This window comes from Mycoplasma sp. 6934 (assembly GCF_055523595.1).
In genome coordinates, this window is sequence record NZ_JBVFVE010000001.1 from 1 (window position 1) to 21,240 (window position 21,240).

The following is a 21,240-nucleotide window of genomic DNA, read 5'->3' on the forward strand; positions in this document are numbered from 1 at the left end:
ATGATAGGAGTCAATGAAACAAACTGAGATGTTGATAAAAATATTAGGACGAAACAATTAAGAGAATTTTTGTCAAACGAAGTAAAAGACAATATGATTTATAAAACTTTTTTTAGTGATGTAGAAATTTTAGATATACAATCGCAAGAACTATTACTAAGTTTCAAAAATTACAATAAAAATTCAGAGCAAATTTATTTGAATATTTATAAAGAAAGTCTTGATAAGTCAGTAGAGCAAGTATTTGGCAAATTTATAAAATATAAAATTGTTACAGAAAAAGACCATAAAAAAACTGAACAAGCATTAAACCAAATAATTGAGCAACCAAAGCAAACTAAAAACTATTTTCAAAATGATTATTCAGATAAATCAACGTTCGAGAATTATTTAAAGGGCGGATTTAATAAAGAAGCTGTTGATATTGGAACAAGCATATCAAAACTTACTGTAGATTTTAATATCTTTTTTTTATCTGGACCTTCAGGTGGTGGAAAAACCCATTTATTACAAGCTATCGGCAAAAAAATAGAAGAAAGTGGTAAAAAATCAATATATATAACTCCTTTAATTTTTAATAAAAAAATACTTACCGCTATCCAGGATAATAAAACGAATAATATAACTAAATTAATTAACTATATAACTAATGCTGATATTGTTCTTTTTGATGATTTTCATATCTTTGGAGAAGGTCAAAAAAAACAAACCAAGAATTTTATTTACCAAATAATCGAAGCCCGTATGCAAAAAGATGTTCCTACAATTATTTCATCAGAAAAAGAATTAAAAGAATTGAAGCTTCAGTTTGAAGATCGCTTGTATACTAGACTTGAATCAGGTTTTATAAGTAAAATCAGCAAGCCCGCCGAAAATGAAATTGATAATATATTAAATTTTTTATTAGAAAAAAACAACATTGATCCAAAAATAATTGATAAAGAGTCTAAATTATTTGTTGTTAAAGAATTCGGGGGTTCAATAAGATCTTTGTTGGGCGCTATAACAAAGATAAAATATTACAATGATGATCTTATAAAAACTGATTATGTATTTAGCGTTATTAAAAAAATCTTTAAAGAGAGGTTTAAGGAAATAGCGGAACTAACACCCGAAGTGATTATCAAGAAAGTTTCAGCATACTATAAGATCAGTGTTAAAGAAATTATGGGGAAAACTAGAAAGAAAGAGATTGTTATTGCCAGGCATATTGCTATTATTTTAATGGATGATATGTTGAATATGTCTTCAACTGAAATTGGACGCTACTTAAATAAAGATCATACTACAATTTTGAATGCTTTGAAAAAAAAGAAAAATGAAGAAATATATTCTTCTATTAAACTTGTCTTAAACCAAATAAAAAGCGAGATATACACAACTAAATAAAAGTTATTCACAATTTTAGTTTTGCAAAAAAGTGTTTTTTTTACAAAATAAATATGTATTTTTGATATTTTTTTGTATTTACCCCAAAAAAGCACAAAATATAATAATATTAATATTGGAGGTTAAAATGAAATTCACAATTTCAAAAAAATTAATAGAAGATACAATAGATTTTTTATCAGCGTACGTGGAACCTTTAGATACATTTTTGCCATTTAGAGGTATTTTAATTGAACTTTATTTTGACAAATTAATTTTTACAGCTGGGAATACAAATATAGCTGCTCAAAAAACAATTAAAATAGACGAAAAAAATTTGAAAGTAGAAACAACAGGAAAACTATTGATAAATGCAACTATTTTAAAAAACTTAATAAAAAAATTTGAAAAAAATATTACATTCTTTAAATCAGAAAATAATTTAGAGGTTTTTGAAAATAATACGCACTATACTTTGGTATTCTTAAATGAAAAACTATACCCTGATTTTGATTTTTCATTAGTTGAATCTACTTACAAAATAAACTCAAATGAGTTATTAACAACAATAAATAATGTTTATATATCATCTAATTTAAACCAAGAAAAAGGAAATAACATAACATCAAACCCTACCACAAAAGTTATAAACATTAAATCGGAAAACACAAAACTAAGAATTACTGCTTCAGATAGTTTCAGGTTGTCAACCCATTTATTAGAAATTAACAAAGAATCAAATTTAAACATAAATGTTGATTCCAAAAACTTCAAAAAGTTATACCACAAAGAAATGCCTACAAATATAACTTTATTTATAAATAAAAATAAAATCGGAATCATTTATAATAATACTAAAATTTTCACACACCTTGTGAATTTAAAATACCATGATATTGAAAAATTAATAAAATTTTCCAATACCAAAAATATAAAAATCAAAAAAGAAGAATTATTAAAAATAATAAATAAAACTGTATTTTATAATGCTGAAAAAACAAAAAGACTTGAATTTTCTGTTTCCACTGAAAAAATAAAAACTAGCTTTGAAGTTGCTGAAGTAGGAATTTCACAACACTCAACAACTAATTTTGAATACAATGGAAGATCATTTGATATAGATATCGACTGACATTATATAAAGGATGCTCTTGGAGCATTTAACGAAGAAAATATATATTTATGTGTAACAAGTGACGAAAAAAGAGTATATATGGTTGGTGATAAAAACAACGGAAACATACAATTAATTACCCCTATTAGGAGGTATTAATGAAAATCCCTATTACAAAAGAATTTATAAAAATCGGGCAATTACTAAAATATACAAAACTAATAGACACAGGAGGCCAAGCTAAATTCTTTTTAGAAGATAATGAAGTGACAATAAACGGAGAAAAAGTTATTTCAAAAAACACAAAAGCAAGGGCTGGCGATATAATATGAATAAACAATACAAAAATACTCGAAGTAGAGTAAAAAGCAAATAAATTTTTTGCTTTTTTTATTAAAATTTTAAATAAATTTTAGCATTTATGTGTATAATATGTAAACAAACTGTAAAGCAGTTTTACTTGACAAGGAGGATTATCACTAATGGTAAAAATTAGATTAAAAAGAATGGGAAGCAAATTTAGACCAGTTTACAAAATCGTAGCAGCTGATGCAAGAGCTCCCAGAGACGGTAAAATTATCGAAGCACTTGGGTATTACAATCCAAAAACAAAAGAACTTGTTCTAAACAATGAATTAGTTACAAAATGACTTTCTTTAGGTGCAAAACCAACTGATACAGTTGCTAGTTTACTAAAAAAACAAAAATAATATTTTGCTATGAAAATTAATTTCTTAACAATATTCCCAAACTACATAAAACCACTTAGCGACGAAAGTGTTATAAATAAAGCTATACAAAAAAACTTAATCCAAATCGAAACTATAGATTTTAGAAACTTTTCTAAAAATAAACATAGAAAAGTTGATGATGAAATTTACGGTGGGGGACACGGCCTTTTACTGCAAATAGAACCAATTGATTTAGCGCTAGATAGTTTAAAAAACCGCGGAGGTTACAAAGTTTTAGTAACTCCACAAGGAAAGGTTTTTAATCAACAAATTGCAAATGATTTATCTTTAAAAGAAGAAATAACGTTTATTTGCGGACGTTACGAGGGTTTTGATGAAAGAATTACAGATTTAGTTGATATAGAATTATCTATTGGTAATTATGTATTAACTGGTGGTGAATTACCTGCTATGGTAATGGCTGATTCGATCTTAAGGCTTTTGCCAGGTGTTATTAAAGAAGAATCTCATATAAATGATTCATTTCAAAACGAAGGATTATTAGATTATCCACAATACACAAGGCCAAGAGACTATAAAGGAATGAAAGTTCCAGAAGTATTATTCAGCGGGAATCACAAAGAAATTAATTTATGAAAAAAGGAAGCACAAATATTAAAAACAAAGAAGAATCGACCAGATATTATCGAAAGGATTAATAATGAGAAATAATTTCTTAGAACTAGTAGAAAAGTCACAATTACGTACTGATTTACCTGTATTCCAAACAGGAGATAACGTTAAAGTTCATGTTCGTATTCGCGAAGGAGAAAAAGAACGTATTCAAATTTTTGAAGGTTTAGTAATTTCTAAAAAAGAATCAGGAACTAGAGAAAGTTTTACCGTAAGAAAAATTTCTTACGGTGTTGGTATTGAAAGAACATTTCCTACTAATTCACCTTTAATAGCTCATATTGAAGTTGTTCGTTCAAACAAAGTTCGCAGAAAAAGATTGTACTATATGAGAGACCGAAAAGGTAAGAGCGCTCGTTTAAAAGAAATAAAAAGATAATTTTCCACGAAATAAATAGTTTAAAGAAAAAAATATTTGCTAATTTAAGCAAATATTTTTATTTTATTAAATCTAAGAACTCATTTTCATTAATTATTTTTATATTTAATTCTTTTGTTTTTTTAAATTTAGAACTATTTATGTCTAAATCATTTGTTATAAGATACGAAAGTTCTTTGGAAATTGAATTTGAATATTTTCCTCCATTATTTATAATTAATTTTTCATAGTAACTTCTGGGGTTTGATAATTTTCCTGTTATAGCAAAAGATAAGTTTGATAATTTCTTTGTTTGTTTATCGCTTGCTTTATTATAAGTAAAAATTTTATCAAGGTTTAGCAGTAATTCTTTGTGGTCTGTGCGATATTTTTCTATTTCTTCTAAAATTGATGGCCCAATTGTGTCAATTAATTGAAATTCATTTAAATCTATATCTATTAATTCTTGAAAATTATTTATTTTAGAACTTAAAAGTTGAGCCGCTCGTAAACCAACATGTTTAATTCCTAAACCATATAAAACTTTATAAAATGGTGTTTTTTGTTTGCTTTCATTAATAGCATTTATTATTTTGTCTATTTTAGTTTCTTTAAACCCTTCATAGGTTAAAATTACACTTCTGTAAGTATATAAATTAAATAAATCAATAAAACTATTTAAAATACCTTTTTCGAAAAAAATATCAATTATTTTATCACCGAGAGTTTGAATATCTAAAGCATGTTTGCTAACAAAATGAATTAATTGTTTTTTTTGCTTTTCTTTGCACAAATAGTTTAAACAAAACTGATCAACCAAATTATTTAAATTAATTAATTGTGAATTACAAGAAGGACAATTATTTATACCTTTATAGTAATCTTTGACATTTTTTGCTTTTACACCAATAATTTTAGGTATTATTTCGCCTGATTTTATTATGCTTACTTCATCACCTATATTTATATTCATATTTTTAATAAAATCTAAATTATGTAATGTAGCTCTTTTTACTATTGTTTTTAATAAATTAATTGGTTCTATATCTGCAACATAACTTATTTTTCCAGTGCGTCCAACTGCAGGAATTATATTTTTTATAATTGAATGCTTTACTTCTGTTTCAAATTTGTATGCTATTGCATGTTTTGGGAATTTAGAGGTTTGGCCATAACTATCTCAAAGGTCAATTTGATTAACTTTTAAAACAAAACCATCGCATTCAAATTCTAAATTATCTTTTATGTTTTGGAATTTTAATATAGAATCTCAAACTTCGTCAAAATTACCTTTTTCTTTAACATATGGATTAGTTTTAAAACCTAAATTTTTTAACTTTCTTATTACTTGTGTTTGTAACTTTAAATTTAATTTGTCACAATCAACCACATCATAAATAATTGAAGCAAGATTCCTTTCTTTGATATTACTATTGTTAATTTGTTGAATTGAACCAGAAGCAACATTACGGGGGTTAGCAAATAATTTTTCATTATTTTTTAATCTTAGGTTGTTTAATCTTTCAAATTCACTTTTTGGTAGGTAGATCTCGCCCCTTACTTCTAAATCATCATAAAAATTAATTTTTTTAGGAATGTCACTAATTTCTTTAACGTTATTTGTGACATCACTACCTACTAAACCAGTTCCTCTAGTAACTGCTTTAACTAAGTTACCACCTTTATAATGTAATGCAATTGAAACACCATCTACTTTTGGCTCTAAACTATATGTAATACTTTGATTTTTATTTTTAGTTGTATTTTCTATAAATTTTAAAATATCTTCTTTTGAGTGAGCTTTATTTAAAGATAACATTGGTTTATTATGTATAAACTCATTAAATTTATTTAATGAGTTTCCGCCCACTTTTTGTGTTGGAGAGTCAGGTTGGATATATTGGGGGTATTGCTTTTCAAGAGTTTGTAATTTGATTAACTCTAAATCATATTTAGCATCAGAAATTCTTGGATCTGATAAGTTATAATATTCGTTATTTCATTTGTTAATATTTCTAGTTAATTCTATAATTTTTTTTAAAATATCATTTTTTGAATTCATAAAACTATTTTACCATACATATAAGTTTCATAAAAATAGACACATTTATTTATTGAAAATGTGTCTATTTTTTAGTTTTAAGTATTTTTAAATAAGCAGTTTGTGCTATCATTGCACCATTATCTGTTGCATATTTTAAATTTGGCATAATTGTATTAGGATGTAATTTACTAAATTGTGACCTTAAGTATTTGTTAGCGCTAACTCCCCCACCTAACATTAAAGTTTTTATTGGGTATTTTTGTAGTGCTTTAACTGTTTTTTGTATTAAATACTCAATTGCTGTTTGTTGAAAACTTGCTGCTATTTTTTCTTTATTTATAATTTCGTTTCGCATTTGACATTGATTAATAAAATTAAGCACTTGTGTTTTTAATCCACTAAATGAAAAATCAAATTCATCTTGTGTTTTTGGTTTTGAAAAACTAATATATTCACCATTATAAGATTGGTGTATTTTGTCAATGATTGGGCCGCCAGGAAATCCTAAATTTAATTTATTTGCAACTTTATCAAAAGTTTCCCCAACAGCATCATCTAGGGTTTCCCCAATGATATTAATATCATCAATATCATTGGCATATAATATTTGAGTATGGCCACCAGAAACTAATAAACAAAGAGCAGGAAACGTAACTTTATGGTCAATTGTTGCTGAAAGAAAATGACCATCTAAATGGTTTATTGCTATGGTTGGCTTGTTTAAGCTTATTGATAATGCACTTGCAAATAAATATCCAACTTGTAAAGAACCAATTAAGCCGGGTTCTTTGGTATATGCAATATAGTCTACAGTATTTAAGTCATATTTATTTTGAATAAGTTTTTGGATAATTGAAATATTTTTAATATGTTCTCGAGAAGCTAATTCGGGAATAGTTCCTCCAAATTCTTTAAATATATCAATTTGTGAGATAGTCCACATATCTAATATTTTTCCGTCTTCTAATATTGCCAAAGATGTATCATCGTGAGATGTTTCAATACCTAATATTCTCATTATTTTTTATTACCTATTTGTGGTTTTTTTATGTAATATGGATTTATATTTAATAAATCTGACTCTTCTTGGAAAATTGTCATAGAATTAGAAAACTCATTAATGAATTTATTATAATTAACTTTATTAATGAGTTGATTATCTTTTGGTATAATCTCAATATTATCTATATAATTTTCTTTACTAAAATTTGCTTTATTTAAATAAAATACTTTGTCACCTTGCGCATCTAAAAACATTTCATTTAAATTTGGATTAATAAAATTTAGAATTTTAAAAGTAGATGTAGTAAAGATTTTTTGGTCATGAATTAATGCGACTGTTCTTAAAAAAATCAAGGAAATACGAATTCCAGTAAAAAAACCAGGACCTAAATTTAAATAAAAACTCTTTATATCATAAGTATTTAGTGAGTTTCTCTTTAAAATAAGTTCAAAATTTTCAACTAATAAATTAACTTTTTTAGGGACATCCTTAATATAAATTTGATCAATTATTTTTATATTATTGTTAAATAAAATTATTAAAAAATCACTTGTTGCAGTATCTAAATATAAATTCATTATTTAGCCTCGATTTGATATGTGTGAGATCCGCCATGGTTCAATATTGCATTAACCATAACATATTCTTTAAATTTTAAATCATGTAAATTTGATCATTCTATTGCAACGATATTATTTTCAAAATAATCCTCGAATTCTTCAATATCACCTTTAAAGTTGTATAAATCAATATGAATTAAGCCAGTGTACATTTTTATATAATTAAACGAAGGTGAATTAATTTTTTCTTTTATACCTAGATGTTTTGCTAAATATTTTACGAATGTAGTTTTACCCGACCCTAAGTCACCATTTAACAATAAATATTTTTTTTGTTGAATTATAGGTAGTCAAAAAGAAACAACTTTATCAAGTTGTGTCTCATCAGTTAAATTATAAATTTTCATTATTAAAGTATTTTTCTAGTGTTGTTTTGATTTTGGTGCCTTTAATAACCACAATTGCTTCAGGACCTGTATGAATTGAGATAACGTTTGGAATCGGAATTATATTAGTTTTTATATTGTATTTTTCATCCAAATAATTTAGTAAATAATTTGCTTCTTCTGTTTTTTCTCCTAATAAAATCACTTCGTCATCATTGTTGAATGTTTCCATTTTTTCATCTATGGCATTTTGTAATGATCTTAAGAAGAGGCGGCCTTTGCCTTGTTTTTTTAATATACCATCACTAAATTTAATTAGTGGCACAATTTTAAGTAATTTTGCCAAAGTTGCCACTGGTTTTGATAGCCTACCACCTTTTACTAAATAATCATTATACTTAGGGACAAGCGTAATATCTAATTCATAATCATTCCATATGCTAGCATTTTTTATAGAATTATCAAGGCCTAATTTATCAAGATAACTTAAAAACTTATTAACTCTAAATAAAATTGTTTGTGCAACGTCTACTGATTTAACTATGTGCACGTTTGGATATTTTTCTGAAACAATTTTAAGAAAACTATATTGACTTGATAAATGCTCTGAGATTGGAAAAACAACCACATGTTTATATTCATTTACTAAAGACTTAATTAAGTTTTCAGAATATCCTATTGGCGTAGCAGATGTTTTTACTCCTTTAGTTTTTAAGTTGAATTTATCAAAAAATGTTTTAGTATTTAAATCAATACCATCATTATAAACAACATCATTCATTTCGATCTGAAGTGGCAAAAAATAGAATCCAAGTTTTTCTGCTTGATGTTTATCTAGGCCACAAGCTGAATCGACAACTATTGCTATATCTTTCATAAAATCTATTATATAAAATTTGTTATAATTTTAAACATGATTATTATTAATAATATAAACAAACATTTTGAAAATAACTCAATAATTTTTATTGATTCTAGATTGGTTTATACAAAAAGAATTATTGTTGATGATTTAATTTTCAATATAGATAAAAACAACAACGTTAAAAGCATAAATGTGTTAAATAATTTAAAATATAACATTAAAAATGATAAATTTTATACTACTAAATTAAGCGCGTTAGTGGCGATTAATAAGATAGCATTAGAAAATAATTTAATTATTAATGACAAACCTCAATTTGTTTATGTTAAAGTTATTAAACGTGTAGTTCACCCTAAATCTGAAAAACTTTTTGTGTTGACTGTAAGTGATTCTAAAAAGGAGTTTCAAATTGTTACAAATACCGTTGACTCCCTTGAAGGTTGTGTTTTGGTTTGTGCTTTGCCAGGCTCTACCACATATTCAGGGTTAAACGTTTCACCTGGAAAGGTAATGGATGTTGAAAGTAATGGTATGCTAGCAGGGTATCAAACTTTATCAATTAATAAGCAAGGATTGATTTTTGGAGATATTGAAGATATTGGGAAGGAATTTATTATAAAACATGATAATTAATGAATTAAAAAATAGAGGAATTCTAAAAGATGTAACTAATTTGGATAAATTTAAAAATATCGAAAAAGATGCTTATGTGTATGCGGGGTTTGATCCAACTGCACAAAGCCTTCATTTAGGAAATTATATTCAAATCGCAACAATGTTACGTTTAAAACAAGCTGGTATTAATGTTTTAGCTGTTGTAGGTGGAGCAACCGGAATGATTGGTGACCCCACCTTTCGTTCGAAAGAAAGAGTTTTATTAGACCAAGATAGTATTAATCAAAATAAATCATTTATTGTAAAACAATTGCAAAAATTCGGTTTAGAAGTTTTTGATAATTTGGAATTATATAAAAACATGAATGTTTTTGATTTTTTAAGAGATGTAGGTTCATCAATTAATATCACTTATATGCTAGCTAAAGATTCGATTGCAACAAGGTTAGAAAATGGATTAAGTTTTACTGAATTTAGCTATACCTTAATACAAGGATGGGATTTTTATAAACTTTATGTCGATAAAAATGTTCATGGTCAATTTGGTGGATCTGATCAATGGGGAAATATCACTACGGGGCTTGAGATTATATCTCGTAAGGAAGGTATTGACCATAAAGCTTTTGCTTTTACATGTAATTTGCTTACAGATGCAAGTGGTAATAAATTTGGTAAATCCACAGGTGGTGGTAGCTTATGGCTAGATCCTGAAATGACCAAACCATATGATATGTACCAATTTTTATTAAACCAGCCAGACTCAGAAATTGAAAAGTTATTAAAATGATTAACCTTCATACCACTAAATAAAATTGAAGATATTTTACAACAACACACAGAAAATCCAAAGTTACGAATGGCTCAAAAAACTTTGGCATTTGAAGTTATTAAAGATGTTCACAATATTGAAGACGCAACAAAATGTAAAACACTTTCTGAAATTTTATTTAATAAAGACTTAGATTTAAATAGCATAACAACACATCAAATATCTTTATTAAAAAAAGATTTAAATTGTTTATCTATTAAAGAAAATACTAATTTAGTAGAAGAATTAATAAAATTTAATGTTCTTAAATCAAAAAGAGAAGCAAGGGAGTTTATTACTAATAACTCTCTTAAAGTAAATTTAATTCCTATTTCTGAAGAGTTTTTAATGTATAGCAATTTTTGAGATAATAAGTATTCATTACTACACGTTGGAAAAAAGAAAATTTATTTATTAGAAATTTTTAAATAAAAATAAATATATAAAAAGTTAACATAAAACTATGTTAACTTTTTTTGTTCATATGTTTTTTATAAAACAATTTTTGATGCATTTGGCTTACCCGCATAAATTTTATATGTTTCTAAAGCAACTTCGTATCCAAATAATTTAATTAGTGCAATGAATGCTAATCGAGCTGATGCATATGGTGAATTTCCAGTTGTAAATTTATGTTCATTATAATTTGTAAAGGAATCAATTCAATTTTGTTTTCTTAATTCTTTGCTTCAATCTGAAGGATATGAAGCAAAGGCATTATTTTTAATTATATTTGCTTCTTTTAAGACGTTTGGAGCATCACAAATAGCTATAATGGGTTTTCCTAATTCGTGGTGTTTACGAATTAAATTTAGCGATACAACATTTTTTCTTAAAGTTTGTGCACCAGGCCCTCCAGGAACAAAGATAACATCATAATCTTCTATATTGATATTGTTACAAATGTTATTTATATGTGCAAGATTATCTTTCCCATGTACTTCCTTAAGATTTGGATTATAAAAGTAAATTTGAGTGAATTTTTGTGATGTTTTAAAGATAGTTAAAGGGGTAACTAATTCTACATCTTTAAATTTATCTTCGATGATTACTAATAATTTCATTATTTTTTTCTCCTTACTATACCACGATAAACTAAATAGATTATTAAAACAAATGGCAATAAAATAGTTAAAACAAAAATTATTACGTATGATTTAATTCAAATTTTATTTTCTTGAGTTTTTTGTTCGTATACTACATTTTGTAATTGCACTGCTGCTTCATTTGAATTAAAGTTATTTATTATATCATCAGCTCTTTTTTTATCATAAAACAAGCTAAAAATATAAAATGCAAGGGCACTAATCATAATTGATAAATTTATTATTAACAGTAAATTTGTATTTTTAAATCATTGATTAAATACTTGTTTAAAATCAAGAATAAAGTGTATATTAAAACTTGTATTTTCTTGTGGCGAAAATTGGCTACCGATTTCAATAATTTGATCCTTTAATGAAAAAATTAAAATATTAAACAATCCAAAATATGTGAAAAAGAAGATTATTAACCAAGTTATACGAAGCCTTTTTAAAATTAGCGAACGGTATAATTCTGCAAAAACAGGACTTGAAGAAATATCATTGCTTGAAAAATTGTCTTTGTACTTCTTGTTGATTTTTTTTCATTGCAAGATTTTAATTGTATTTTTGGTTATATAGAATAACGAAATAAATCCAGGAATCGAAATAAGGATGTAAAGACCAATTCCGAGCGATTCTGTGTTTAAATGTGTTAGGGCGTTATAACCAATTCCAATTAAACAAACCGTTAAAACAGATAATCAAAATAATAGTGATACAATCCTTGTTTTTGTCTCGTTTTTTATTATTTTAAAGGTTGTTGGATTGAAGTCTTTCTTTATATGAGGATTTTTAATCGTTTGTTCATTGTTTATGGGTAAATCTTGTTGTTTTGGTTTAAACATATGTATTTAAATATTAATCTTGATCTTCATCTTTATTACTTGATGAATTTTGTGGTCTTTTGCTTTTAGCTTTATCTTTTAAAAACTTAATAAAGATATCTAATGATTTACCAACATCTGCTTTTTTTCTTAAACTTTCGCTTTCTACTATTTCATCTAGTTTTTTAACTAAATTATTTTGAGTTTTATCTTCTAAATTAGCAGCAACATTTTTAATAATGTAAATTTTATCATCAAGTTTAGAATCTAGTGTTTTAGCTTCGTTGTATAATTTATCTATATTTTGAGTTAAATAATCAGTTAAGATTTCCCTTTTTTTCTCGTCTGAATTAGCTGCAAGATAATCAGGTCTTTCTGCAGACATTCTAGAAATTGCTTTATCAACAATGTCTTCTAAATTCTTTTCAATTTTTAATTCTTTTGATTTTTCCTGCAAGACAGGAATCACAATATCGAAGATACGATCATTATTAATAACTTTTGAAATTTCACTAAGTGCTTTATCAACCCTTTCCTTTTCTTCTTTGCTTAGTGTTGAATAGTTTTTACTTCAAAGTGTTGAGTCTGATAATCCTTCAACTACTTTTTGAAAATCATCTACTTTTGAGAATAATGAAGCAAATGATTCTCCTTTACCTCCAGTCATTATTTTTACTCCAATATTTGATACTGTGTTTGTTGAACTGTCTTCATTTTTTGAAGAAACAAGCATAACATTAGCCATTAATAAACCAGCTGGTATTGTTGAAATAGCATTAGTTATACCAAAAGAAACTCTCTTTAATCATTTATGTTTTGCTGTTTTTCTTTTGCGTCTAAATTTAGGGATGAAGTGTAAAATATTGTTAACTACAAAAAATAAACTTCTTGCAGAGAGATAGATAATGATTGATAGTAAAGAAACTAGCAATGGAATCACTCCTTTTAATGATCTTATATCACTATCTTCCGAATTATTAATATAACTTGATAAAGATCCGTATATAATAATTGATGCTACAATTGTTATTACAATTGCGGAAATTTTAAATATGGTTCACTTAAAACCATATAAAAAACCAAATCCAAAACTAATTAACAATGCTGCTATAAATATAAGCAAAACATATGTTGTTGAGCTTTGGTTATTAAATAACTCTGATAATTTTATTAATAAATTTTTTAATGTTTCTGACATTTTTTCCTTTCTTTATAAATATTTTGCCTTTGTTTGTTTTTTTCATGGATTTTTTTGATTTATTCTGTCGATAAATAATTTACCATTTAAATGATCTAATTCATGTTGAAATACTATTGCTAAATAATCAGTAACTTCATATCTCATATGTTTATTTTCTAAATAACTAAAAGCATCAACAATTATTCTTTTGCTGCGGTGTACATAACCTTCTTGATTTGGGTGTTCTTCAGGAACACTCAAACAACCTTCGCCATCACTTAAAGCAACCAAAGATTTGCTTTGAAATATAATTTTTGGATTAAAAAGTACATCTTTGAATATAATATTGTTTTGTGAATCAGTTAAATAAACATAAAAGACATTTTTTAAAATTCCATATTGTACGGCTGCAACACCAACACCAGGGCGAAATTCAGATTCGCCACTTTGTGACGTATCGATATGATAAATCATTTGTTTAGCAAGATCAATATTTTCATTAGATAATGGTAATGTTACATCTAATGATCGCTTACGCAGAACATTTTCAGGCAATTCTACAATTTTTATATTATATTTTTCTTTATTTTGCATCTTAAAATAAATTATATAATATTTTAGGTTAAAATTTTAAAGGAGTTTAAAAATGCAAATATTTCTAACCATGTTACTTAATTTAACATTCTTCTTATTTGGGTATTTATTGGGTTCTTTAAATACTTCAATTTTATTTGGGAAACTCACTAAAAAGCCAGATTTAAGATTGTATTATTCAGAAAATGCTGGTGCTACAAATTCTCTTAGAGTTTATGGCAAAAAATCAGCTATTATTATTTTATTAATAGATATCTTTAAAACATTCATTGTTGTCTTATTATGTCGTTTAGTTAGCCAATCAGTAAATGATGCAATAACTGAAGAATTTATACGTAAAACTAAAGACGTAAGTTTATTATATTCAAAACTATATTTAATTCCTCTTTTAGGCGGAATTGGTGTTTTACTTGGTAATGTATATCCGGTATTTTATAAATTTAAAGGTGGCAAAGGTGTTGCTGGTTCAGTTGGCTTATTAATTTCAATTAACATTATTTTATTACCAATTGCAGCAATTTTCTTCTTTGGCCTTATGTTTTGAAAAAGATATGTTTCATTAGCAAGTGTGTTAACATCTTTAGTTATGATTGTTTTTATAGCAATTCCTTGAGTTAATTCAGGGCCATTATCATGAGTTTCTGGCGTTGAGTATAACACAAATATCATTACTATATGTTTTTATATTTTTAATGCTGGAATTGTTATTTTTGCTCATAAAGCTAATATTCAAAGACTGCTTAAACATCAAGAAAGAAAATTCGGGCAAAATTAAAATAATTTATATTTTTTTATAAAATATTATAGATTAAATATAAAATTTAATTATCTTTAGGAAGATTATGAAACAATACAAACGGATTTTAATTAAACTTTCTGGTGAAGGTTTTGCAAATAAAGAAAAACATTTAGCTATTGATAATGAATTAGTTAAGAAAATAGCTTTACAATTAAAAGAAATAGTAAATAAAGGCATCCAGGTATCAATTGTAATTGGTGGTGGTAATTTTTGAAGAGGAGCTTCTGCGGAAAAAAACGGGATCCCGCGCAATAGAGCGGACTATATTGGAATGTTAGCAACTATTATGAATGGTTTAGCTCTTCGTAGTGGGTTTGAACTTGTGGGTTTGAAATCAAGAGTTCAAAGCTCATTAAGTTTAGATCCTAAGATAGCCGAAAACTATGTAAATGAAAAAACAATTAAATATTTAAAAGATGGGGAAGTTGTTATTTTTGTTGGGGGAACCGGTAGACCATTTTTCACAACCGATACAGCTTCAACTCTTTATGCGGCTGAAATAGGTGCTGAAGTTATTTTAATGGGGAAAAATGGAACTGATGGAGTTTATGATAGTGATCCTAAAAAAAACCCAAGTGCAAAACGTTATGACAAAATAACTTATGACCAAATTTTAGAAAATAAATTACAAGTTATGGACCTAACAGCCACTAGTATGGCACGCGATAACAATATTGACTTAATAATTTTTAACTTATTAGAAGATAACTCAATTTTAAGAGTACTTGATTCATCTATTAAACATACAGAGGTAACAAAATAATGGAACTTGATTTATATATATTAGAGTTTGAAGATACTGCAGAAAAACCAATTAGTCATTTAAGATTTGAAATGTCTAAGATTTCAACAGGGCGAGCAAATCCACAAATAATTAAGGGTATAAAGATTAATTATTATGATACTTTAACACCGCTTGAAGAATTATCTCATATAAGTGTTCCTGAACCACAACAACTGCTAATTAAACCTTATGATCAAACAACTACTAAAGATATTTATAAAGCCTTAGAAAAAGCTAATTTAGGGGTTATGCCTATTGATGAAGGCCACCAAGTACGTTTAAATTTTCCAACTTTAACAACAGAACGTAGGAAAGAACTAATTAAAAGCCTCGGCAAAATTTCTGAAGCAGCTAAAGTTGGAGTTCGTAATGCTCGCCAAAATATAAATAAAAATATTAAATCAGATGCAGAGTTATCCGAAGATCAACAAAAGCAATACTTAGATAAAATTCAAAAATTAGTTGATGAATATATTGAAAAAATCAATATGTTAACAAAAGAAAAAGAATCAGAATTAATGAATAAGTAACATATAAAATTATTAGATAAACAAAACAACATTCGGTTAATTTATCCGAATGTTGTTTTGTTTTTTGGCAAAAATTATTTTTAATTTATTCCACTATAAATCTCTTTCTTTTTACGATAATTTATAATATTATAAACTGATAGGATGGGAACAATTAAATCAATTATATACATAATTTTTATATGCTTAGTTGATGTTTTTAATAACATGATATTTGCAATATAACGAGGTGCAAAATAGACTATATAAATAAAACACCCAAGAAATAACCAAAAACCTACAATTGTATTGATGTCTAAACCACCAATAAAATTAATTCTTTTAATTGCTAAAGTCAGTGCAGAAGCAAAAGAGAGTATGGCTGAAGTATGCCAAATAAACTTAATTATTGTTTCTTTATTTAATATATTATATAGATATCCTATATCTTGTTTTTCTTTAACGTTTTGGTTTTTTATATCTTTTTCTAAATCCAAAATGTTATATCAACCCTTAAAATAAATAAAAACAACAAAAAATATAAAGCCACCCTTCTTCCATTGTTTGCCTTCCTTTTGTAGTATTTCATTATATATTTCAGCAGAATATAAAGAAATAAAAGATGTAGGATATGCTATTATACTAAACCCAATTAGTGGACTTAAAATAACTACCAACACAATATACACAATATAATTTGTAAAGTCTTTAAATGCATTATTAATTATCTGTGAAATACTAGGAAATAAATAATAAAGTGCAACTATCATTCCTATTAAAACACCAATGCTAAATAAATCCCTAAACAAATTAACAATCTTCCACTTGATAATTAATTGTCTAGTTGTGAAACTGTGTTGTTTATGATAAGACTTTGTAATTATTTTAATTACAAAACTTGAAGGCCAAAAGAATAACAATATTCTGTATATTTTTAGATTAAGACCTGACATTATGAATTTTTGATCATTTTTTAGAACTAAAATTAAATGGATTCTGGTTATAAATGCAAAACAAAATGAAACAAAAAATATCAAAGCAATTAAATCTTTATTCAGAGTAAATGAAGAATTATTAACATTATCATTTGGCAAAAATGAAATATAACCCTCAGGATTTTCCAAGATTATACCCCTTGGGTTGTTGTAGATTAAAGATTGGCTCAATTTATTGTCAAGTGTAAATAATAGTATAAAAGCCATTATTTTTAAAAAAATAAGAAAAGATAAAAACCAAAGCACTATATAGTTTTTATCATTTAATATAAGTTTTTTAAATTTTAATTTTCTATACATTAGTTACATACCTCATTAATTACGTTATTTATATTATTAACTTCTGTTTTTATAAAAATGTAAATATTTATCAGATTTAATTCCGCTATTTTGTGTATTTTTATATAAATTTAAAATACCAATTATTTTGTTAATATCTCGCAAGTGACTTTTCCAAAAAACACCAAAAAACAAACAAATTTTTTTCTTTATATTTAGATAATTTTATGTTATAATATAGTTCCTTAAATTATTTTATAACGTAAATTTTAATATAAGTGAGGCTTGAAAAAGCCTCATCTTTTTTATACAAAAATTTAAATGTTTATTACATAAAAATAACTAAAAAATACGGACAGGATTTTTAGGTAGTTACTACTTGCCTTATTTTTTGAATATCGTCAAGATTAAAAATGTAAAAAGTTACTTTATAATAATCCTTAGAATTAATTAAATAATTTTGGTATTTGTTTAAAATACCGACAATTTTAGAATTATGAAACAAAGGGCTACCGAAGAATTGATTATTAATATGTGCTGGATGATTATAAGTTACGGTTTGATCTGTTTTTTTTATTTCCGAAGATAAAGCAGTTATAGAAGAATGAATAGACTTAAACATGCCAAAGTAAATTTGTTTATATAGTATTGATGTTGGCTGTATAGGGGTGTATGATATAACTTCATCTATGTTAAGGTCTAAACTTTTAGCTGAACTAATTTGTTCAATTACATTATGATTATTTGAAAATTCATTTCTTATAGGTTCACCACCGTGATTTGGAGCCTGAATAAGTCTATCTCCTCAACTTGAAGATAATTTAGATTTTTCTATTGCATAGACTATATAATTTTCGTGATTAAGAACTATGTCAAAGATAACCTCGCCACTAAAAAAATATAAAGGATAGTTATTTTCCAAATTTGTATTTGTTAGGCTGATATCAATTGTTTTTTGATTTAAATTTTTTAAATCTCCACGGCTTGTTAAAAAATAATATTTATCATTATTTGTTGCTAAGTAAGTAGAAGTAAAAGTTTTATATGTGTCTTGTTTGTTTTGAGCATCCTGAAACTTAACAATAGTTTCTAATATAAAATTTTGTTTTTCTTTATTTTCATTTGCCAACTCTTTTTTAAGTCTTATTTCTGGAACATCACCACAAGAAACAGCAATAGGGAATATTGTTGATATTGATAATCCTGTTAAAAACATTTTAAATAAATACTTGCGCCATAACATAATTATTGACCATCAGTTAATTTCTTATAATACAAATATTTACCCCATGCCTCTGTTTTTTTATCTTCAAGATAGGAACTGGCTTTTTGTGTTAGTTCTTTTACTTTTGGAACTAAGTAGGTAAAGGGACCATTAATAACAAGACTTTTTAAAAAAGAAGTTAAAAGTGCGGTCCTGCTAAGTGTATTTGATCACTTTTCTAAAATATCCAACACTACACCAGTTGATATCCCAACGATCACACTATCATCATTAGTAGTCATTGCCATTAATATTTTAGCTATAATTCAACCTTTTTTGGCCTGGGCAGCAGGAATGTTAAGACTCAAATAATTAAGATAAAGTTCAAGAAAATCTAAACCAAGTGGCAACATTTGAAATAATTCTCCAAAACCTTTTACAATAAAATCAACCGCCTCTAGAGCTATATAAACTGATCATCAAAAGGCCCTTGGAAATCAATGATATCAAGCCTCTTCTAAAAGTTCTTTATTTTGAAAGTTATCTTTTGTAGATTTAATCAAATTAAGTGCAATTGACTTTATTTCTTTTTCTGTTAACTTATTTTTTAATTGCTGTTGAACAATATGTTTAACTTGAGTTTCTATGTTATTTATATAATTTTTATTATTTTCGTTGCCTTCAAAAACAATTTTAATTAAAGAATCTCTTAAATATTGTTGAGGGTGATTTTTGTAGTCGATTGTAATTTCTCCTTGAAATTGTTGTTGCTGTGTAGGCACACTAGCAAGTAATGTTAAAGGTGCAGCAATTACTACAGAGGTAATAGAATTAAAAATTGTTGTTTTTCATTTATTGATTCGAAAATGCATTTACTAATAACTCCTTAATATTTTTGTATTATTTGCATATAAATATTTAATTCTTTAGTATGTTGTCTTGAAGATAACTTGCTTGGTTATTCAAATGTCAAAATACATATAAATATTATAATAGATTTTTATGTATTTTGCGATTTAGTGTATAATATATTTCTTAAACAGTTATGTTTAAATCTCATAAAATACGGTGCCAAGAAAGGTGCCGTATTTTTACTGTAATATAAGATATTCAGAGGAAAATGCAATATTTCAAAAGATAAATGCAGAAATAAAGATTTTATGGAGAATTTTCGCTATTTTTAAATTATTAACCAAAGACATGAAGACCTTATTAATGAAAAAAACAAAACCAATAACTAATTTAGTTATTGGTTTTTGAACTCTTCTTTTAAATATTTATCAGGTAATGTATTCAGGTTAATATGGCAATAACCCATTGGATTTTTCACCAAATATTGCTGGTGATATTCTTCAGCTAAGGTTTGGTCACTTACTGGCAAGAATTCTAAGTAATTTTTCTTACCTTCTTTTTTAACAAAATGATTATTTAATTCTTTAAATTTATTAAGTAATTCCTCATTATTTGTATAAATACCAACTCGGTATTGTGTTCCTTGATCTCCCCCTTGTTTATTTAAAGAATAAGGATCAATTATCTTTAAATAAAAATCTCAAATTGTTTCTTCGCTTATGATTGAATCATCATATTCTATGCAAACTGCTTCAACGTGCTTTGATGTTGTACACACCTCTTTGTATGATACACCTTCAAAACCTCCGTTAATATAATATGATTGTGCACTTAAAATACCTTTGATTCTTGAAAAGAAAGCCTCTACACCTCAAAAGCAACCACCTGCTATAAATAATTCTTTTTTCATGTGTTTATTATATTAAAAAAATAGTTATAAAAAATAACTATTTTTGGTGTTTTATAGTCAATGTAAATTGAGCGCTAAAAAGTGAAATTGAAATTATTTGTCAAATAAGTCCTCCAACAAAAGATCCTATTGGAGCATTTGCGGCTGAGGCTTCAATAATTTGTAAAATTCATCAAATAATTCAAACAAAATTGTTTGTTATATAAATAACAAACATTCCATATGACAATCCTCCTCATTTGTGTGTTTTTAATGATTGTATGAATTGTGGTAAAAATGCTAAAGTTGTAAAAGCAGGGAAAACAAATCCCATAATTGCTTCAACTGTAGAAGGAATTAATAATGATGTTCATACCCCACCAGCATAAATAATTATATGTAAAACAACAAAAATTAAGCCAATAATAAGATATGCACCAAGAGCACTTCAGGCCTTAACTTTTAATTTTTTGTTAAATTCTGTTTTATATAAATACATTAGTCCCAGTGTTATTGTTTCAATAATTAATGTTATTGTATTTGGGATTATGATATTATGTAACGAATTTGGACTTAGCGCTGATCATACAATCCATAAAAGAATACCAGTGTGAAAAATCCAAAAAGAATAGAAATTTACATCACCAGTTTTTTTGTCTTTGATTATTTTGAATAGTTGAGGGATACTAAGCGAAGCCACTAAAATAGCTCCAATGTACCCCAATATAGTAATTGCTAATTGCATTGTATAATTATACCAC

The 21,240-nt window shown here is 26.1% G+C and carries 25 protein-coding genes; 11 read left to right on the plus strand and 14 right to left on the minus strand.

Annotation, left to right across the window (positions count from 1 at the left end):
- From AC0B4S_RS00005 to rplS, 6 genes are all read left to right on the plus strand, one after another.
- The coding region (locus AC0B4S_RS00005) for a DnaA ATPase domain-containing protein (protein ID WP_465101090.1) at positions 1-1,389 on the plus strand (1,389 nt) is incomplete at its 5' end.
- 127 nt (positions 1,390-1,516) lie between these two features.
- Positions 1,517-2,641, plus strand: a complete 1,125-nt coding sequence (locus AC0B4S_RS00010) for a DNA polymerase III subunit beta (RefSeq protein ID WP_465101091.1) — start codon at positions 1,517-1,519, stop codon at positions 2,639-2,641.
- Complete coding sequence (locus AC0B4S_RS00015; protein ID WP_465101092.1) at positions 2,641-2,847, plus strand: RNA-binding S4 domain-containing protein; 207 nt, start codon at positions 2,641-2,643, stop codon at positions 2,845-2,847. The genes AC0B4S_RS00010 and AC0B4S_RS00015 overlap by 1 nt, the downstream gene beginning before the upstream one ends.
- Positions 2,848-2,964: 117 nt before the next feature.
- The gene (gene rpsP / locus AC0B4S_RS00020; protein ID WP_465101093.1) at positions 2,965-3,192 is read left to right on the plus strand and encodes a 30S ribosomal protein S16; all 228 of its coding nucleotides are present in this window, start codon (positions 2,965-2,967) and stop codon (positions 3,190-3,192) included.
- A 9-nt stretch (positions 3,193-3,201) separates the two neighbouring features.
- The gene (trmD, locus tag AC0B4S_RS00025; protein WP_465101094.1) at positions 3,202-3,885 is read left to right on the plus strand and encodes a tRNA (guanosine(37)-N1)-methyltransferase TrmD; all 684 of its coding nucleotides are present in this window, start codon (positions 3,202-3,204) and stop codon (positions 3,883-3,885) included.
- Entirely contained in the window at positions 3,875-4,225 is a 351-nt protein-coding gene (gene rplS / locus AC0B4S_RS00030; protein WP_465101095.1) for a 50S ribosomal protein L19, read from the plus strand. Before trmD ends, rplS begins: the two co-directional genes overlap by 11 nt.
- Positions 4,226-4,283: 58 nt before the next feature.
- Here the strand turns inward: rplS and ligA are convergent, their stop codons facing one another.
- From ligA to AC0B4S_RS00055, 5 genes are all read right to left on the minus strand, one after another.
- On the minus strand, positions 4,284-6,266 hold the full coding sequence (gene ligA / locus AC0B4S_RS00035) for an NAD-dependent DNA ligase LigA (RefSeq protein WP_465101096.1): 1,983 nt from the start codon (positions 6,264-6,266) through the stop codon (positions 4,284-4,286).
- Between the two features lie 64 nt (positions 6,267-6,330).
- Positions 6,331-7,266, minus strand: coding sequence for a tRNA (adenosine(37)-N6)-threonylcarbamoyltransferase complex transferase subunit TsaD (gene tsaD / locus AC0B4S_RS00040; RefSeq protein ID WP_465101097.1), 936 nt, complete (start codon positions 7,264-7,266; stop codon positions 6,331-6,333).
- Positions 7,266-7,829 carry a tRNA (adenosine(37)-N6)-threonylcarbamoyltransferase complex dimerization subunit type 1 TsaB gene (locus AC0B4S_RS00045; RefSeq protein ID WP_465101098.1) on the minus strand — a complete coding sequence of 188 codons (564 nt, stop codon included), beginning with the start codon at positions 7,827-7,829 and terminating at the stop codon, positions 7,266-7,268. The genes tsaD and AC0B4S_RS00045 overlap by 1 nt, the downstream gene beginning before the upstream one ends.
- Positions 7,829-8,218 (minus strand): tRNA (adenosine(37)-N6)-threonylcarbamoyltransferase complex ATPase subunit type 1 TsaE, encoded by a 390-nt coding sequence (tsaE, locus tag AC0B4S_RS00050; protein ID WP_465101099.1) that lies wholly within the window; start codon positions 8,216-8,218, stop codon positions 7,829-7,831. Before tsaE ends, AC0B4S_RS00045 begins: the two co-directional genes overlap by 1 nt.
- Entirely contained in the window at positions 8,205-9,074 is an 870-nt protein-coding gene (locus AC0B4S_RS00055) for a DegV family protein (RefSeq protein WP_465101100.1), read from the minus strand. The genes tsaE and AC0B4S_RS00055 overlap by 14 nt, the downstream gene beginning before the upstream one ends.
- Positions 9,075-9,110: 36 nt before the next feature.
- Here AC0B4S_RS00055 and tapR point away from each other — a divergent pair, with 36 nt between their 5' ends.
- Positions 9,111-9,695: a TyrS-associated PheT N-terminal domain-related protein TapR gene (gene tapR / locus AC0B4S_RS00060; RefSeq protein WP_465101101.1), complete on the plus strand. Its 585-nt coding sequence runs from the start codon at positions 9,111-9,113 to the stop codon at positions 9,693-9,695.
- A complete protein-coding gene (tyrS, locus tag AC0B4S_RS00065; RefSeq protein ID WP_465101102.1) occupies positions 9,685-10,917 on the plus strand; it encodes a tyrosine--tRNA ligase in 1,233 nt (410 codons plus the stop codon). Before tapR ends, tyrS begins: the two co-directional genes overlap by 11 nt.
- Before the next feature lie 59 nt (positions 10,918-10,976).
- Here the strand turns inward: tyrS and AC0B4S_RS00070 are convergent, their stop codons facing one another.
- The 4 genes from AC0B4S_RS00070 to def are packed head-to-tail and all read right to left on the minus strand — an operon-like array spanning position 10,977 to position 14,168.
- Entirely contained in the window at positions 10,977-11,549 is a 573-nt protein-coding gene (locus AC0B4S_RS00070; RefSeq protein ID WP_465101103.1) for a DJ-1/PfpI family protein, read from the minus strand.
- On the minus strand, positions 11,549-12,415 hold the full coding sequence (locus tag AC0B4S_RS00075) for an MSC_0882 family membrane protein (RefSeq protein WP_465101104.1): 867 nt from the start codon (positions 12,413-12,415) through the stop codon (positions 11,549-11,551). Before AC0B4S_RS00075 ends, AC0B4S_RS00070 begins: the two co-directional genes overlap by 1 nt.
- Positions 12,416-12,428: 13 nt before the next feature.
- Positions 12,429-13,592: a hypothetical protein gene (locus AC0B4S_RS00080; RefSeq protein ID WP_465101105.1), complete on the minus strand. Its 1,164-nt coding sequence runs from the start codon at positions 13,590-13,592 to the stop codon at positions 12,429-12,431.
- A gap of 12 nt (positions 13,593-13,604) precedes the next feature.
- A complete protein-coding gene (gene def, locus AC0B4S_RS00085; RefSeq protein ID WP_465101106.1) occupies positions 13,605-14,168 on the minus strand; it encodes a peptide deformylase in 564 nt (187 codons plus the stop codon).
- 52 nt (positions 14,169-14,220) lie between these two features.
- Between def and plsY the strand changes: the two genes are divergently transcribed.
- The 3 genes from plsY (at position 14,221) to frr (ending at position 16,281) form a co-directional block, all read left to right on the plus strand.
- Complete coding sequence (gene plsY, locus AC0B4S_RS00090; RefSeq protein WP_465101107.1) at positions 14,221-14,943, plus strand: glycerol-3-phosphate 1-O-acyltransferase PlsY; 723 nt, start codon at positions 14,221-14,223, stop codon at positions 14,941-14,943.
- Positions 14,944-15,010: 67 nt separating this feature from the next.
- Positions 15,011-15,730 (plus strand): UMP kinase, encoded by a 720-nt coding sequence (gene pyrH, locus AC0B4S_RS00095; RefSeq protein WP_465101108.1) that lies wholly within the window; start codon positions 15,011-15,013, stop codon positions 15,728-15,730.
- Positions 15,730-16,281, plus strand: a complete 552-nt coding sequence (gene frr / locus AC0B4S_RS00100; protein ID WP_465101109.1) for a ribosome recycling factor — start codon at positions 15,730-15,732, stop codon at positions 16,279-16,281. The genes pyrH and frr overlap by 1 nt, the downstream gene beginning before the upstream one ends.
- Before the next feature lie 80 nt (positions 16,282-16,361).
- Here frr and AC0B4S_RS00105 read toward each other — a convergent pair whose 3' ends face one another.
- The 5 genes from AC0B4S_RS00105 to AC0B4S_RS00125 form a co-directional block, all read right to left on the minus strand.
- On the minus strand, positions 16,362-17,555 hold the full coding sequence (locus AC0B4S_RS00105; RefSeq protein ID WP_465101110.1) for a hypothetical protein: 1,194 nt from the start codon (positions 17,553-17,555) through the stop codon (positions 16,362-16,364).
- A gap of 343 nt (positions 17,556-17,898) precedes the next feature.
- A complete protein-coding gene (locus AC0B4S_RS00110; protein ID WP_465101111.1) occupies positions 17,899-18,777 on the minus strand; it encodes a hypothetical protein in 879 nt (292 codons plus the stop codon).
- Between the two features lie 2 nt (positions 18,778-18,779).
- A complete protein-coding gene (locus AC0B4S_RS00115) occupies positions 18,780-19,610 on the minus strand; it encodes a hypothetical protein (protein WP_465101112.1) in 831 nt (276 codons plus the stop codon).
- Positions 19,611-19,984: 374 nt separating this feature from the next.
- Complete coding sequence (gene msrA, locus AC0B4S_RS00120) at positions 19,985-20,500, minus strand: peptide-methionine (S)-S-oxide reductase MsrA (RefSeq protein WP_465101113.1); 516 nt, start codon at positions 20,498-20,500, stop codon at positions 19,985-19,987.
- A 37-nt stretch (positions 20,501-20,537) separates the two neighbouring features.
- A complete protein-coding gene (locus AC0B4S_RS00125; protein WP_465101114.1) occupies positions 20,538-21,224 on the minus strand; it encodes a PQ-loop domain-containing transporter in 687 nt (228 codons plus the stop codon).
- Positions 21,225-21,240 lie beyond the last annotated feature (16 nt).